The organism is Loktanella gaetbuli, from assembly GCF_020531945.1.
GTDB lineage: Bacteria > Pseudomonadota > Alphaproteobacteria > Rhodobacterales > Rhodobacteraceae > Loktanella > Loktanella gaetbuli.
In genome coordinates, this window is the sequence record NZ_JAJATZ010000004.1 from 286116 (window position 1) to 301041 (window position 14926).

General features: G+C 64.6%; 13 protein-coding genes. 5 read left to right on the forward strand and 8 right to left on the reverse strand.

Going from position 1 to position 14926, the window contains the following annotated elements; translation table 11 throughout:
* Positions 1 to 13: 13 nt before the first annotated feature.
* On the reverse strand, positions 14 to 517 hold the full coding sequence (locus LGQ03_RS10840) for a peptidoglycan-binding domain-containing protein (protein WP_226748403.1): 504 nt from the start codon (positions 515 to 517) through the stop codon (positions 14 to 16).
* Positions 518 to 630: 113 nt separating this feature from the next.
* Here LGQ03_RS10840 and LGQ03_RS10845 point away from each other — a divergent pair, with 113 nt between their 5' ends.
* Both LGQ03_RS10845 and LGQ03_RS10850 read left to right on the forward strand, forming a co-directional pair.
* Positions 631 to 954, forward strand: coding sequence for a 2Fe-2S iron-sulfur cluster-binding protein (locus LGQ03_RS10845; RefSeq protein ID WP_056038349.1), 324 nt, complete (start codon positions 631 to 633; stop codon positions 952 to 954).
* Positions 954 to 1646 carry an FG-GAP repeat domain-containing protein gene (locus tag LGQ03_RS10850; protein ID WP_226748404.1) on the forward strand — a complete coding sequence of 231 codons (693 nt, stop codon included), beginning with the start codon at positions 954 to 956 and terminating at the stop codon, positions 1644 to 1646. Before LGQ03_RS10845 ends, LGQ03_RS10850 begins: the two co-directional genes overlap by 1 nt.
* Here the strand turns inward: LGQ03_RS10850 and LGQ03_RS10855 are convergent.
* A complete protein-coding gene (locus LGQ03_RS10855) occupies positions 1643 to 2419 on the reverse strand; it encodes an adenosylcobinamide-GDP ribazoletransferase (RefSeq protein WP_226748405.1) in 777 nt (258 codons plus the stop codon). The two genes, LGQ03_RS10850 and LGQ03_RS10855, sit on opposite strands and share 4 nt — an antisense overlap.
* A 70-nt stretch (positions 2420 to 2489) precedes the next feature.
* On the opposite strand from LGQ03_RS10855, the gene cobT reads away from it, so the two are divergent.
* A complete protein-coding gene (gene cobT / locus LGQ03_RS10860) occupies positions 2490 to 3512 on the forward strand; it encodes a nicotinate-nucleotide--dimethylbenzimidazole phosphoribosyltransferase (RefSeq protein WP_226748406.1) in 1023 nt (340 codons plus the stop codon).
* Between the two features lie 81 nt (positions 3513 to 3593).
* On the opposite strand, the gene LGQ03_RS10865 is transcribed toward cobT, so the two are convergent.
* Positions 3594 to 5513, reverse strand: coding sequence for a cation:proton antiporter domain-containing protein (locus LGQ03_RS10865; RefSeq protein ID WP_090158936.1), 1920 nt, complete (start codon positions 5511 to 5513; stop codon positions 3594 to 3596).
* An 84-nt stretch (positions 5514 to 5597) separates the two neighbouring features.
* Positions 5598 to 8291 carry a hypothetical protein gene (locus LGQ03_RS10870; RefSeq protein ID WP_226748407.1) on the reverse strand — a complete coding sequence of 898 codons (2694 nt, stop codon included), beginning with the start codon at positions 8289 to 8291 and terminating at the stop codon, positions 5598 to 5600.
* 108 nt (positions 8292 to 8399) lie between these two features.
* Between LGQ03_RS10870 and LGQ03_RS10875 the strand changes: the two genes are divergently transcribed.
* The gene (locus LGQ03_RS10875) at positions 8400 to 9071 is read left to right on the forward strand and encodes an SIMPL domain-containing protein (RefSeq protein WP_226748408.1); all 672 of its coding nucleotides are present in this window, start codon (positions 8400 to 8402) and stop codon (positions 9069 to 9071) included.
* Between the two features lie 19 nt (positions 9072 to 9090).
* Here LGQ03_RS10875 and LGQ03_RS10880 read toward each other — a convergent pair whose 3' ends face one another.
* A complete protein-coding gene (locus LGQ03_RS10880; protein ID WP_226748409.1) occupies positions 9091 to 10392 on the reverse strand; it encodes an O-acetylhomoserine aminocarboxypropyltransferase/cysteine synthase family protein in 1302 nt (433 codons plus the stop codon).
* Between the two features lie 83 nt (positions 10393 to 10475).
* On the opposite strand from LGQ03_RS10880, the gene LGQ03_RS10885 reads away from it, so the two are divergent.
* The gene (locus LGQ03_RS10885; RefSeq protein ID WP_226748410.1) at positions 10476 to 10889 is read left to right on the forward strand and encodes a VOC family protein; all 414 of its coding nucleotides are present in this window, start codon (positions 10476 to 10478) and stop codon (positions 10887 to 10889) included.
* Between the two features lie 80 nt (positions 10890 to 10969).
* Here LGQ03_RS10885 and LGQ03_RS10890 read toward each other — a convergent pair whose 3' ends face one another.
* The 3 genes from LGQ03_RS10890 to LGQ03_RS10900 are packed head-to-tail and all read right to left on the reverse strand — an operon-like array spanning position 10970 to position 14688.
* Positions 10970 to 11959 (reverse strand): hypothetical protein, encoded by a 990-nt coding sequence (locus LGQ03_RS10890; RefSeq protein ID WP_226748411.1) that lies wholly within the window; start codon positions 11957 to 11959, stop codon positions 10970 to 10972.
* Between the two features lie 36 nt (positions 11960 to 11995).
* A complete protein-coding gene (locus LGQ03_RS10895) occupies positions 11996 to 12589 on the reverse strand; it encodes a YjbF family lipoprotein (RefSeq protein ID WP_226748412.1) in 594 nt (197 codons plus the stop codon).
* Positions 12586 to 14688, reverse strand: coding sequence for a YjbH domain-containing protein (locus LGQ03_RS10900; RefSeq protein WP_226748413.1), 2103 nt, complete (start codon positions 14686 to 14688; stop codon positions 12586 to 12588). Before LGQ03_RS10900 ends, LGQ03_RS10895 begins: the two co-directional genes overlap by 4 nt.
* Between the last annotated feature and the right edge of the window lie 238 nt (positions 14689 to 14926).

The window sequence follows — 14926 nt, forward strand, 5'->3', positions numbered from 1 at the left end:
GGCGTTTTGCGTTTCAGGGGCGCGCCTGGGCGAAAATCCCCAAATCACGCGCGGTGGCCACGGACAGCACCGGACTGTCAAGGTCGCCGTTCCGCTGGAGCTGCTGGACGGCGGCACGGGTCGCGGGATCATAGACGCCGCTAATGGGGCCATCATAGGCGCGGCGTATCAGCAGGGCGCGTTGCAAGCTCTGGACAAAGGCCTCGTTCGTCAGAACGGGCGGGCAGACCGCCTCGAACCGGGTGCCTTCGCCGACGGTGCGCGCGGTGGGTTCTGATACGGTGCGAAACACGGGTGGGTCGATGATGGTGCCTGCGGCATCCCGGCGGGCGGGTGCGACCTGTTCCACGCGGTCGACGATGTCCACGCGGGTGCGCGGTGCAGTACGCGCAAAACAGCGCCCGGCGGTATCAGTTTCGATCCCGCCGCTGGCGATCAGCACGGTGGCGGGTGCGTCTGTCGGCGGGACAGGCGCACAGGCGGAAAGGACGAGCAAAATGGGCAGGAGGCGGATCATGCCACTACATAGCCGCAAGAATGTCGCGGCGATAGCCCTGTGATGGGACTGGCATGCGCCCCGGTGACGGCCTAAGGTGCGCGCCGACACTGCATCCATTCTGAGGAAAACCAATGGCCAAGATCACTTATGTCGAACACGGTGGCAAAGAACACGTCGTCGAGGTTGCCAACGGCATGACCGTCATGGAAGGCGCACGCGACAACGGCATTCCGGGCATCGAGGCCGATTGCGGCGGTGCCTGCGCCTGTTCGACCTGCCACGTCTATGTGGCCGAGGATTGGGTGGAAAAGCTGCCTGCCAAGGACGGCATGGAAGAGGACATGCTGGATTTCGCCTATGAACCCGATCCTGTCCGGTCGCGGCTGACCTGTCAGATCAAGGTTTCTGATGCGCTGGACGGTCTGCGCGTGCAGATGCCGGAAAAGCAGATCTGATGAAATGGGCGGCGGTGGCCTGCATGCTGGCCGGACCCGCGACGGCACAGCAGATCACCGCCGCCCAGTTTGAAGCCCCCACGACGCGCTATGACCACGGCGTGCTGGGGGATGCCGTGGAATGGGGCGATCTGCGGATCGTTACCACGAATGGGTCGTACCGTTTCACCCTGCCGGAACAGCAGGTCTACGAGGACCTTGTCCCGCGTCTGTGGGATGTGACGGGCGACGGCCTGCCAGATGTCGTCGTCGTGCAGACCGACATCGCGCGCGGCGCGCGTTTGCTGGTGTTCGGGCTAGTGGATGGTGTGCCGCAGGCGATCACCGCGACCCCCTACATCGGCCAGACCCAACGCTGGCTTGCGCCTTTGGGTGCTGCTGATTTCGACGGCGACGGACGGATCGAGGTCGCCTTGGTCGACCGGCCCCATCTGGCACGGACCTTGCAGTTCTGGCGACCGGCGGAGGGCGTGATGGAACTGGTTGCGGCCCTGCCGGGTGTAACGAACCACCGGATCGGGGATGCAGTCATTCCCGGTGGTGTTGCCTGCGACGGACGCACGGCGGTTTTGCTGTCGGGGGACTGGGGCCGTGTGATCGGTGTGCGTTTTGACGGCGGTGTGCCTGTTGCACGGGATCTGGGGCCAAACGGGCCGGGGGCGGTTGACGCGGCGCTGGCCTGCCCGCGTTAGGTCAGCAGAACTGCCAGCACCAGCAGTCCCGCGATATCGCACAGTTGCTGCCCAGCCCCGAGGATGTCGCCGGTTTGCCCGCCAATTCGCGCATGCGCAATGCGGCCCCAGCCGTAAGCCGTGGAGGCCACGGCGAGACCCAATGCCAGCAATGCAACAGGCCACAGCAAAAGCGTGACCACCCCGGCCAGCATACCTGCGGCGATTGCCGTGACAGGCGCAGGTCGCCCCACGTGTCGGCTGAGGCCCGAGGTTCGGGCCGGGGGCAGCCAGACCATCAGGGCCGCCATCGGCGCGCGGCTGACGGCCCCCATGATCAATGCAGCAGCCCAGAGCGCGTCGTTCGCGATGATCAATGACCAAAGTTGCCAGCGCAAAAGCAAGGTCAGGATCAATCCGATGACACCGTAAGCACCGATCCGGCTGTCCTTCATGATTTCGAGCCGCCGGTCGCGCGTCCAGCCGCCCCACAGACCGTCCAGGCTGTCGGCCAGACCGTCCTCGTGCAGGGCACCGGTCAGCGTGATCTGCGTGGCGATCAGCAGAATGGCCGCAAGGGCAGGCGGCAGGCCCAGCCAAAGCGCAAGACTGGCCAGCAGCGCCGCCAGCCCTCCGACCAACAGGCCCGCCACCGGCCACGCCCATGCCGCGCGTGCTCCCCGCCGTGTTGCGCGGTCCGTATCGACACGCACGGGCAGGCGGGTCATCAACCCCACTGCAGCCGCCACATCGGACAAGGCAAAGCGGGGCTGTGGGCCGGTGGTGTTTTGCATGATGCGGCCTCTTTTCATTCCGTGTCGCATGGTTAGACAGGGGCAGGGAAATACGCAACGAGGACGGCCCATGACCGCAGCATTCACGAGCCTTGACAGCTTTCGCGCCGCGCTGGCGGCAGCCGGGGGTGCGGATACAGCCGCCCGCGACGGGGCCGCGGCACGCAATGGCGCATTGACCAAGCCGCCGGGCGCATTGGGCCGCCTGGAGGATCTGGCGATCTGGGTCGCAGGCTGGCAAGGCAACGCGCGTCCCGTTATCGCGGCCCCGCAGATTATCGTGTTCGCGGGCAATCACGGGATCTGCGCCCAGGGTGTGTCAGCCTTTCCGCCTGAGGTGACGGCCCAGATGGTCGGCAATTTTAGCGCGGGCGGTGCGGCGATCAATCAGCTGGCCCGGACGTATGGCGCAACCATGTCGGTGGTCCCGCTGGAATTGGAGACGCCGACGCACGATTTCACCACCGGCCCCGCCATGTCAGAGGCCGAGGTCGTATCGGCCTTGCGCGCGGGTTGGGACGCGGTTGCGCGCGATACCGACCTGTTGGTGGTGGGTGAGATGGGGATTGGCAACACGACCGTGGCGGCGGCACTGGGTGCTGCCCTGATGGGGGGCGATCCTGCGGATTGGGTCGGGCGGGGCAGTGGCGTTGACGATGCCGGTGTGGCCCGCAAGGCGCAGGTCGTGGCTGCGGGCCTCGCGCGTCACGCGGATGTACTGGCTGATCCATTGCAGGTCTTGCGCTGCCTTGGCGGACGCGAACTCGCCGGGATGGCGGGGGCGATCGCGCGGGCGCGCGTTGCGGGTATCCCGGTGGTTCTGGATGGATTCATCTGCACGGCGGCGGCCCTTGTTCTCGACCGCGCGGTGTCTGGCGCGCTGGATCACGCGGTTGCAGGCCATGTTTCGGCTGAAGCGGCGCATGGCCGCATGCTGGATGCGCTGGGCAAGACCCCACTGCTGGATCTGGGATTGCGGCTGGGCGAGGGATCCGGTGCTGCCGTAGCGATCGGCATCGTACAGGCCGCTGTCGCATGTCACAGCGGCATGGCGACCTTCGAAGAAGCAGCCGTCGCAGGCAAATCGGCCTGATCCACCGATTTTTCTGCGAAAAATCGTTGTCCCCCCTGATGATGGCAGGTGCTGTCCGATTTTTCGCGAAAAATCGGGGTCCTAGCGGTTGCCGCGCGAGGTGTCGCCAGGACGGCGCGGCGGCAGCGCCTCGTCCGAGGAATCGCGGTTTTGCACACGACTTGCGAGCGCCGTTTCCAGATCACTGTCCAGCTTGCGTGCGCGGGCCACGTAGTCGGCGTTGTCCGCAATGGCGACGCCCGGTTTCCACAGCTCGGCCAGTTCCCGCACCATGCCGCGATCGGAATGATAGAACATGGTTTCCGCCTCGGCCGCCTCGAATTCCGTCAGCCCCAGATTTTCAAGCGCATAGCGCCCGGCGCGCAGCGAGCTGTCGAACATTTCACGCACGATATCGTCGGCACCCGCCGCATAAAGCTCGTAACTGTGCACGCGGTCATAGGCCCGGGCGATGATGTGAATGTCGGGGCGCACCTTGCGCACATAGGCGACCAGCTGGCAGGCGGTTGCCCTATTATCAAGGCAGACCATCATCACGCGTGCCTCGTCGATGCCGGCCGCGGCCAGCAGGTCAGGGCGCGTCGGGTCACCAAAGAACCCGCGATAGCCGAACTTGCGCATGGTCTGGACGGCGGCAAGATCATTGTCGATCACGACGGTCGAGAACCCGGCCGATTGGATGAGCCGGTTCGCCATCTGGCCAAAGCGTCCGATGCCCGCGATGATCACGGTTCCTGTTTCGTCGACCTCGTCGTGTTCGTGGTCCTCTTCCTCTTCCATGCGGTGCGTCAGGTAGTGGTAGCCGATGAACATCAGCGGCGTGACCAGCATCGACAGCGCTGTCACCAGCAGCAGCAGTTCCGACACAGGTCCCGTCAGGACGCCCTGGCTGCGCGAGAAAGAGATCAGCACGAACCCGAATTCACCGGCCTGTGCCAGGCCCAGTGTGAACAGCCAGCGGTCCTTGCCTTTCATCTTGAACAAGAGCGACAGCGCATAGAGCACCGCGCCCTTGATCACGATAATTCCCAGCACGTAGGTCGCCACGCGGGTCGGTTGCGCAAAGAGCAGTTCGAAGTTGATTCCGGCACCGACAGTGATGAAAAACAGACCGAGCAGCAGGCCCTTGAACGGTGCAAGGTCGCTTTCGAGTTCGTGACGGAATTCCGAGTTCGCCAGCACCACACCGGCGAGGAACGTCCCCAGCGCAGGCGACAGGCCGACAGTTTCCATCAGGACGGCAATCGCCACGACCATCAGCAAGGCAAGCGCGGTATACATCTCGCGCAGCTTGGCCTGATGGATATAGCGGAAAACCGGCCGGGTCAGGTAAATCCCGGTCAGAATCACGGCGGCCACTGCACCGATGGTGACCAGCGTCACGCCCCAGCCGGGTAGCCCTTCGACGAGTGACAGGCCGTGGTGGGCCTCATCGGTTGTTCCGGCGCGTTGCATGGACCCGTCGGGGGCTATTGCCACGCGCGCGGCAGGTGATGCCAATAGCGGCAGCAGGGCCAGCATCGGGATCACGGCGATATCCTGCGTCAGCAATACCGAGAAGATCGACCGCCCGCCGCCGGTTTGCATCAGCCCCTTTTCGGACAGGGTTTGCAGCACGATTGCCGTGGATGACAAGGCAAAGATCATGCCGATCGCGATGCCTGTCACGACGTCGTAGTCCAGCGCGATGGCGGCCCCCGCTATCAGCAGCGTGGTTACGCCGACCTGAAGTCCGCCCAGGCCGATCAAACGATCCCGCATGTCCCACAGCGCGCGCGGTTCCAGTTCCAGTCCGATCAGGAACAGCATCATCACCACACCGAATTCGGCGAAATGCTGAATGTCCTGTGCCTCGGTCCCGACCAAGCCGGTCAATGGGCCGATGATGATCCCGGCGGCCAGATATCCCAGAACGGACCCAAGTCCCAGTCGCGCGGCAAAAGGCACCGCAAGCACGGCGGCACCCAGATAAATTGTGGCCTGTAGCAGAAAGGTATCCATGCGGCTGTCTTAAACGTCACTGCGCACAAGGCAATGGGGCAGGCAGGCCAGATCGCAAACAACTGCGGCATCGCGCAGCACTGTCTAGCCCGTGGGTAGTTGCAGCGCGTAGGTGCGCCCGCGCTTGACGAAATTCAGCGCGGAATCGCCGATGGCGGTCACGCGACCACCGTCGAGGGCGCTGCCGACCTCGACCTTGACATAGCGGCCGTTGCCCAGACGGACCAAGGCACGGCGCGCATTGGGGCGTCCATAGACACCGACCAGGTTCATGTCGCGCAGGCGGATCGCGTTTTCCTGAGTCGCGGCACGGGCGACGCCACCCGGCACCGGGCCTGTCGGGGCCACGACAGCGGGGGCTGCGACCTGCGGTGTGGTTGCCGGACGCTGCACGACGGCAGCGGTCTGGCGTTGCACGGGCGCTGCCGTGGCACGGGCAACCACCTGGTCAAAGTTGCGCGGGCGTGTCGCCGGACGCGGCGCGATTCCCACGGCCCGGGCCGTGCGGTTGCTGAACGCCGACTGCGGTGCGGCAGAGGCAATGGCCGCTGCAATCGCGTTGATGTCGGGTGTTGGGTCAGGTTCGGGTGCTGCGGGGGCCAGCCCCTCGGGGCGCAGCGCGGGGCGTGCATCGGCGACACGCGGATCGATCGGGACCGCAACGACCGGCGACCGGCTGGCAAAACTGGCGGGCCGCAAGGTGGGTCGCAGGTCCGGTGCGCCCGTGATGACGGTCGGCGTTGCGGCGTCGGTTTCCGTAACCTCGGGCGTGGCGGGGTCTGATGTGTCGGCTTCATCTGACTGTGCGGGGGCGACATCGCCCGGCCGCACGACGGGCCGCAGGTCAGGGACCGCCGCGATCTGCGGGTCCTGCGTCAGGACGGGTGCAAGGTCAGCCGGGCGTGCGCGCGGCTGGACCGGTGGCGTGCCCGCAATCAGCCGCACCGTTTCCGGCGCATCCGGATCGGTTGTAACGGTTGTGCTGGTCGGGGTCTGCGTCGGTGTGCCCGGGCGGACCTGTGGGCGGATGTCTGGCGCACCCGCATAGACGATGGCACCGCTGGGTACGATTGTTCCTGTCGGGGTCGCGAGGATGCGCCCGCGCAGATCGCGTGCAAAGACCACATCGGCGGCTGGGGGATCGATCTGGGCCGCGATCACAGAATCCGGGGCGGTCTGTGTCGGATCGGGCATTGCTGGGGCCGAATTCCACGACATGCCGGTCAGCGCCACCGGGACCGGGCGCTGGGCTTCTTCGATCGTGGTGCGTGGCGTGACGGGCAGGCGTGGCGCGCGCTGATAGACGCCTGTCGCGGCATAGATCCGGTCAGCCTCTGCCGGGGTCAACACACCGGATGTCGGTGCCCGCACAACCGGCAGCGCAGGTGTCGCCAGCAATTCGGGTGTAGGCGCATCGGTCAGTGCCGATGGTGCGGGGATTGCATCGGGTGTGGCTGGCTGGAGCGCTGGCGCTACGGCCGCAATGTCAGTTTCGTCAGATGTTTCTTGTGCGGTTGCAGGGGCCGCTGCGACCTCTTCCTGGTCGCCCCAGAGCCATGCGATCCCTTCGTCGGGCAGGGTCGAGGCCCAGAACCCCATGATCAGAAGCACGACCAGCAGCACCGCCGTGAGGATCAGGCCCAGAAAACGCGGCTTGCCACTGCGCGCAGGCGCGAGACCTGCCAGTGCATCGGGGGTTTCCTGCGCGGGTTTAGTGGTCGGTTGCGGCGCCTGGGGCGCGCGGGGGGCGGCGACCATTGCGGGAACTGCGTCAGGTGCCGACGGGGCCTCTGCCCGCAGGGCGGTTGGCGATGCAGCCTTGCCCTTGCCTGCGATGGGGGGTGGCGGTTCCTTGCGCCGGGTGAACAATGGTTCTTCGGGGGCACCTGCGACGGGGGTTGCGCGGGTTGCGGTGAGGGCCGGTTTCTGGACCTGTTTCGGTTCAGTCCTGTCGGTCTGTTCCGACGGCGCCGGGCTGACAGGCATGGCAGGGCCTGCGGCGCGCGCGGGATCATGTGCGGTCGCGGGTGTGGTGTCGCCGGGGGCCGCCCCGCCCGGCATCGCAGCGGCTGCCATGGCGCCGGACACGGGTCTGCTGCGCGCGGTGAACAGCGGCGGATCGTCGGATGGGGTTTCCGGCGCAGGGGCGTCCGTCGTGTCGGCAGCGTCTGGCGTGTCTGCAGCGGGATCCTGCGGCGGGTCGGGCAATACCGTGTCCGTCGCGGCCTCTTTGCCGGGCATCTTTGCTGTCAGATCCGCGATACCGGTTTCCTCGACCGGTTGGCTTGATCGTTCGGCCAAGGTCCCGCTGGCCGATTGGGTCGGGCCGAAAAAGACCTCTGACACAAAGGTGCCGGGCGGGGGCACGGCCACAAAGCAGACCGGGTTGAAATCATGATCCAGCGCAAAGGCTTCGGCCTCGGCCAGTGTTTCGCGGGCGACGGCCGCGATATGGGTCATCCCGCCGGACCGGTCGAAATCGATCGACAGGTCGTCGACCGCATAAGGCGTCGCACCGTCAAGCGCTTGCCGGACATCCGCGACGCTGGTCTGCGCGCCCTCGAGCGACATGAACCTGATCTGATCCTCGGGGATCACCAGCTTTGTGGTCAGCCCTTCGGGTTCCAGGGTCAGCCCGTCGGCCCGCAGCTTGGCCAAGGCACCAGGCAGGTCATCGGTCTCAAGCGGGACATTGCCAACGCGGTTCCAGCCTTCTGGCACGCGGTGCAGCAGGCGGATACCATCGGATGAAAGAAGCAAAGCAAAACGAGGCGTCATAAGATGGTCCTAGCAGCCTGTCATTCATCGGAAAACGACAAATCTCATTCACAGTCATGGTATAGCAAGTTATCGCCGGGTCCAAGATGGCTGGTTTTCTGCGCAGCATTGTCGACCGGTATCCTGGCGGGTCCGGCATTCGCACAGGCGGCGCGCGTCACCATGCAGGGCACCGGCGAGGTCAGTGCCACACCCGATCTGGCGCGGGTCAGCCTGGGGGTGTCGCATCAGGCCCCGACGGCGGCGGCGGCGCTGGCGCAGATGTCGACGGATATGACGGCGGTTCTGGCCAGCCTGTCCGATGCCGGGATCACCGGCGCGGATGTGCAGACCAGCGCATTGCGGCTGGACGTGATCCAGGACTATGACCGGGACAACAATGTTTCGCGCGTCACCGGCTATCGCGCCAGCACGGATGTCAGCGTGACCGTCACCGCGCTTGACCGTCTGGGAGAAGTTCTGGACGCGGTGGTCCAGAGTGGGGCAAACCAGATGAACGGTCTGACCTTCGACGTGTCGAACCGTCAGACGCTGCTGGATGAAGCCCGCCGCGCGGCGGTGGCAGATGCCATGCGCAAGGCCGCCCTGTACACCGATGCCGCCGATGTCGCACTTGGAAGGCTGACTAGCTTGAGTGAGGCCGGTATGAACGCGGCCCCCGCGCCGATGATGCGCATGGCGATGGAAGACGCGATGTCTGTGCCGATTGCCGAGGGCGAGGTCACGATCAGTGCCAGTGTCACGATGACATGGGGCGAGGACATGCAGGACGACCGCTAGGGCCGTCCTGCATCGGTGGTCAGGCCGTGGCCTTGGACAGGGCCTGATCCAGATCCGCGATCAGGTCGTCCGCGTCCTCGATCCCGATGCTGACGCGCACGATTTCGGGGGCGGCACCCGCCGCGCGCTGCTGGTTTTCCTGCAACTGGCGGTGCGTGGTGCTGGCCGGATGGATGATCAGGCTGCGCGTATCGCCAAGGTTGGCCACGTGGCTGAAGATCTCGAGGCTGTCGATCAGCTTGATGCAGGCCTCGTATCCGCCCTTGACCGCGAATGTGAACAGGCCACCCGCGCCCTTGGGGCAGACCTGCGCGACCCGGTCGAAGTACTTGGAACTCTTGAGGCCAGCATAGGTGACGTAATCTACGCGGGGGTCGTCCTCGAGCCACTTTGCGATCTTTTCGGCGTTCTGGACGTGGCGGTCCATGCGCAGCGACAGCGTCTCGATCCCCATCAACGTGTAATGCGCCGCCTGCGGGTTCATCGTCATGCCCAGGTCGCGCAGACCGATGGCGATCCCGTGGAATGTAAAGGCCATGGGTCCGAAGGTTTCCGCGAATTTCAGGCCGTGATAGGCGGGTTCGGGTTCGGACAGGGACGGGAACTTGCCCGATGCGGCCCAGTCGAATTTACCCGAATCCACGACGCAACCGCCGGTGACGGTGCCGTTGCCGGTCAGGTATTTCGTGGTGGAATGGACGACCAGCGTCGCACCATGCTCGATCGGGCGACACAGGTAAGGGGTCGCCGTCGTGTTGTCGATGATCAGGGGAATGCCGGCGTCATCGGCGATATCGGCTACGGCGCGCACGTCCATGATATAGCCGCCGGGGTTGGCGATCGCCTCTCCGAAAATGGCCTGGGTGTTGTCGTCGATGGCGGCCTTGATCGCGTCGAGGTCATCGAAATCGACGAATGTCGCGGACCAGCCGAACCGTTTGATCGTCTGGGTGAACTGCGTGACCGTGCCGCCGTACAGGCGGGTGGAGGCCACGATGTTCTTGCCCGGTGCCATCAGCGGAAACAGTGCCATCAGTTGCGCTGCGTGACCTGACGCGCAGCAGACGCCGCCGATGCCGCCCTCGAGCGTGGCGATCCGTTCCTGAAGTGCTGCAACCGTGGGGTTGGTCAGCCGCGAGTAGATATAGCCGACCTCCTGGAGGTTGAAGAGCGCTGCTGCGTGATCCGCATCGCGGAACACGTAGGCGGTTGTCTGATAAATCGGGACCTGCCGCGCGCCGGTAGCGGGGTCAGGGCGCGCGCCTGCGTGGATTTGCAGCGTGTCAAAGCCGTAGCTGGGGCCGTTGGGGTCTGTGGACATGGGGTTTCCTCCGGGCTTATGGTTGGCGGCACGCTAGCGCCACGCCAGCATCAATTCAACGTCCCATCCAAAAAGGTCCTGCCATGCCCGTTCCGTTTCATTTCGCCTATCACGTCACGGATCTGGATGCTGCGCGGGCGTTCTATGGTGGTGTGCTGGGTGCTGCAGAGGGGCGGTCGACGCAGACCTGGGTCGACTTTGATTTCTACGGTCATCAGTTGAGCCTGCATCTGGGCGAGCCATTTGCGAATGCGCCAACGGGAAAGGTGGGCGATCACATGGTGCCGATGCCGCATTTCGGTGTCGTGCTGCCGCTGGATGAATGGACGGCGCTGGCCGGACGGCTGGAAGAGGAACAGACCGATTTCATCCTTGCGCCATCCGTGCGGTTCAAGGGCGAGCCGGGCGAGCAATGGACGATGTTTTTCCGCGATCCGTCCGGAAACCCGATTGAAATCAAGGGCTACGCCGCCACGAGCGGGATTTTCGCCACCTAAGGCAGGCTGATTTTTCTGCGAAAAATCAGGGGTCACGCGGGGTGTTGCCGGGCGCGGTCCGATTTTTCGCGAAAAATCGGCTACCGGATCCAGAAGCCTGCGGATTTGATCCGGTTGCGCAGCTGTTGTTCGCGGCGCGGCAGATCGTCTTGGTCGAACATCTCGCGGACCTTTTGGCCGCGAGACTGATAGATCATCCGCTTGAACGCTTCGTGCTTCTTGAGGTGTTTCTTGATCCTGTTGGGCGCGCTGACCTCTTCGAGGACGGCAATCGCCTTGTCGCTCTCGCGGGCATACATCAGCGGCATCAACCGCCAATGGCAGGTGATGTCTCCGTCCAGACCGTCAAGCTCGGGTCCTGGCCTGCCACCGCCAAGGCTGTGGACCACCAGCGGCAGCGCCACCTGATCAAGCCATGGGTCCAGCGGCTGGATCACCAGCTCTGGCGGGCGGTCATCGCGGATCGCAAGGGACATATCCAAAAACCGTGCCAGAAATGCCTGCGGATCGGACCCCAGAAACCAGCCTGCGTTGAAATACAGGTAGCGCTGCCAGTATTCGTCCGGGTGATCGGTATCGAGACTGCTTTCGAAATCCAGCCCGAACTTGTCGTAGAGCGATTTCCAGATCGCGGTGTAGCCCGGCCAGTAAAGCTCTTCCTGCGGCCAAGTCCCCTCGCGCCGCATCGAGGCCGTAGGCCGGGTGAAATCGATCGGCATGGCCCCGATGTCGTCGAGGATCAGCGTATCACTGTCGAAAAAGATGAACGGCTCACCGGGGGGGAGGGTCGCCAGTCCTTCGATCTTGTTGCCGTATGGGTAGGCGGCGCCAAAGTGGTTGCCGTGGAACGGGACGATCTCGGCCCCCAGTTCGATCAGTGCCTCTGCGATGTCGGGTTCGATGCGCGGATCATCCGGCCACAGCGGGCCGGGCTGCGGTTCGGCCACGATGACGCGCCCGGCAAAGGACGGCGCGCGCGCCCGCAACGAGGCAACGAACAAGAGCGCCTCGTATTGCAGGCGACCGCGCTGTCCGACGATCATGATGTTGAATGGCTGCCGGGTGGTCATGCCATCACCCCGTGTTTTGCGCGCGCCGGTTCATGGTCAGTTCCGGATTGTTTCGGTGATGATCGGTCCGACGGCTGCGCTAATGAACTGCTGCGATTGGACGACTCGGCCGCCCGCCGTCCAGTAGATGTTGGGCATCTGCTGGTCGTTGCCTGTGCAGGTTTCGGTCCACATCTGCGCAACATAGGTCGTGCCATAGAGCGTCAGCGCCTGATCCGCGGGGCCTGACATGGTGCAGCGCTGTGCGCGCAACACGGTCTGGTTTTCGGCGTTCTGATAGCTGAACCTGCGGTCATAGACGCGCGGCCCACCCGCCAGTGCCGCGACCGTGCCGTCGATGTCGCTGTGCATCAGGTCGGTGCCCATGCCGCGCGTTGCCGTCACCACGCCGTTGATCATCGACAGGGTGATCGCATCCGGCGTCGCCCAGGTCGTCACCGGACCGTTTGCCGCGGCCGGGACGATCGTTGCGGCGTAGGGTTTTTGCGGCAACTCGATCAGGACCATCGGTGTCGTGACCGACGCGATGAACGCGGGCGTGACCCGCGCGCGCAGGTCGAAATAGGGGGCCGGTGCACAGGCGGTCAGACCGCAGGTGGCAAGGGCGAGGATTTGGATCATCTTGGTCATCGCCAGAATTGCCCCCAGGTCCGTTGCAGGTCGTCGGTGCGGCTGTCCTCGATCAGCGGATACAGGCGGTCCTGCACCGACAGCCGCGCGCCGCCGTCCCGCAAGATGGGCTGGATCAGCACAGGCCGCGACCGGCGCATGTCCTGTCCTGTCAGGAAATCGAACGGGATGGTGACGCGGATTCCCTTGTCGAATGACCCTTCGCCGAAATCGTCAAAGGAGACGTCGGTCAGCGTGGCATAGGCCTCGACGTTCCAGCCGTTGTCGAACCGGCGCCCCACGGTCAGGGTGCCGCCGTCGTCACCGGCCAGATAACGACCAAGGTCGAGCTGGGTGAAATACCCGTCATCGAAATCATAGTATGCCGACAGATGGCCTGTCGTCACCGTGTAGTCGCGCAGACCTAGCCGCTGGTCGAAATCACGCTGGCGCACCCGGTTGAGGTCGGCACCCAGCGCGTAACGCCGCCCGGCAGGGGCCCACAACAGTTCTGTAGAGACACCGGCAAAACCGTATTCCAGATAGCCCGCCGTGGCGCGGCCATAAAGATCCGTGCCGGGGCGGAACAGGTAGGACGCGGTCAGACGGTTCAGCGTCGTCTGTTCGCGGTCATAGATGTTCTTTTCGCTGCGCACGCGCGGCAGGACCGAATTCGATCGCCGTGTCGCGTCGTCGAGGTTGCCCAGCAGTTTGCTGCGGACGTCGCCAGACAGCCGCAAACCGGGCGCGAGGTCCAGATCACCAGTCAGGCTAAGCCCGCCCGCCAGTCGGACGGGAGAATCCGGATCGAACAGCGAGGTGCTGATGAACGGTGCGACCCCGAAATCGAGGCGCGGAAACGGATCGGCCGTCGGCGGCACTGCGGCGGGGCTCGTGTCGATCCCGGCGCGGGCATAGCTTGCGAATGCGGCATCGGCGTCGAATTCCAGATCAGTCAGGTCCGACCGGCGCAGCGTCGCGCTGACCACGGGCAGGTTGCGCCGCATGACCACGATCTCGTAGCGGGCGATGCTGTCGGGCAGGGTGTAGGTCAGGGTGCGTGCGGTGCGGCCGATGGCCTGACTGTCGGTGCGGTAGGTATCGTTGACGATGGCCACGCGGGCGAGGTCACCGCTGAGCGTCAGACCGTAGAGCGCGATATCCTGTTCGGACAGGGCCGTGGCGGTTGCGGTCTGCGGGCCGCGCGCCTGAGGGTCGGTCGCTGCATCCCAGCTGGCGGCCACACCGGTGCCTTGTGGGCGCACGGGCAGGGGGGCTGTGTTGTTGATGTTGCCGTCGCGCCTGACCTTGGGGTTGATGTTGTAGCTGAGGTTGATCGCGGCCTCTGACCCATAGAGGTAGGCACCCGTCAGGCGCAGGCCGGGATAAAGGTCATAGCTGACGGCCACGTTGACCGGTGATTTCACGTCAAAGGCCGTGCCGTCCTCGAACGGATAGGCGTCGGATGAATATTCCACGGTCGCCAGCGTCCGGTCGTTGATCTGGTATTGCAGACCGCCAAACAGGGCCGCATCGCCGCGGAACCATTCGATGCTGTCGACCTCGCCGCCGGTGTTGGACACGGTGCGGGCACCGCGCGCATCGAAACTGCCGGACAGGGCACCCAGCGGGTTTTCGAAACCGCCTTGGGTGCCGAACCGGCCCCATCCCAACCCCAGCGTGGCACGCAGGCTGGGGGTCAGGGTCTTGGATGCGACGATGTATTCGCTCTCGAAAAATCCGGTCCCGAGGAAATCGTTCAGACCGACGGCAACGGCCGGGCGGTAGCGGCCCTCGTCCATAATACGGTAGTGCAACGAAAAGCTGCGGTCGAAGACGAAATCGAAGACAGCGCGGTTTGAACCGCTGCCGCCCGGGCGAATGTCATACAGCTGGTTGTAGCGAAAGCTGGTGGACAGACGCGGCGTCAGCTGAAACGTCAGCGCGCTGCGCGTGGTGTTGGTGAACCTGGTGTAGGACAGTCCGATTTCGGCGTCGGCGGGCGAATGTGCAGAGGGCATGTCGATCAGGCCGGGCGTGCCACGCAGGTTGGTGCCATACGACAGCTGTTGCGCCTGCGCGCCTGTCGCAACCAAGGCCGCCATAACTGCGCCGCACATCGCACGCGCCCACGCGGTTGCCGTACCAACACTGCCGTTTTGCTGTCTCACTTGGCTCAACCCCATTCGTGACCCGTGGTGTCCGGCGCTGTGCACACCGACCGCCACATCGCACCCGCCTCTTGCTAACCATCGTGACGGCAGGTTTGAACGCCTGTTTGCAAAAAAATGGCTTTTCGTTTCTGTGTGACGTTATCCCGGCACAGTCTGCACATTGATGCGCCGCATGACCGACCAA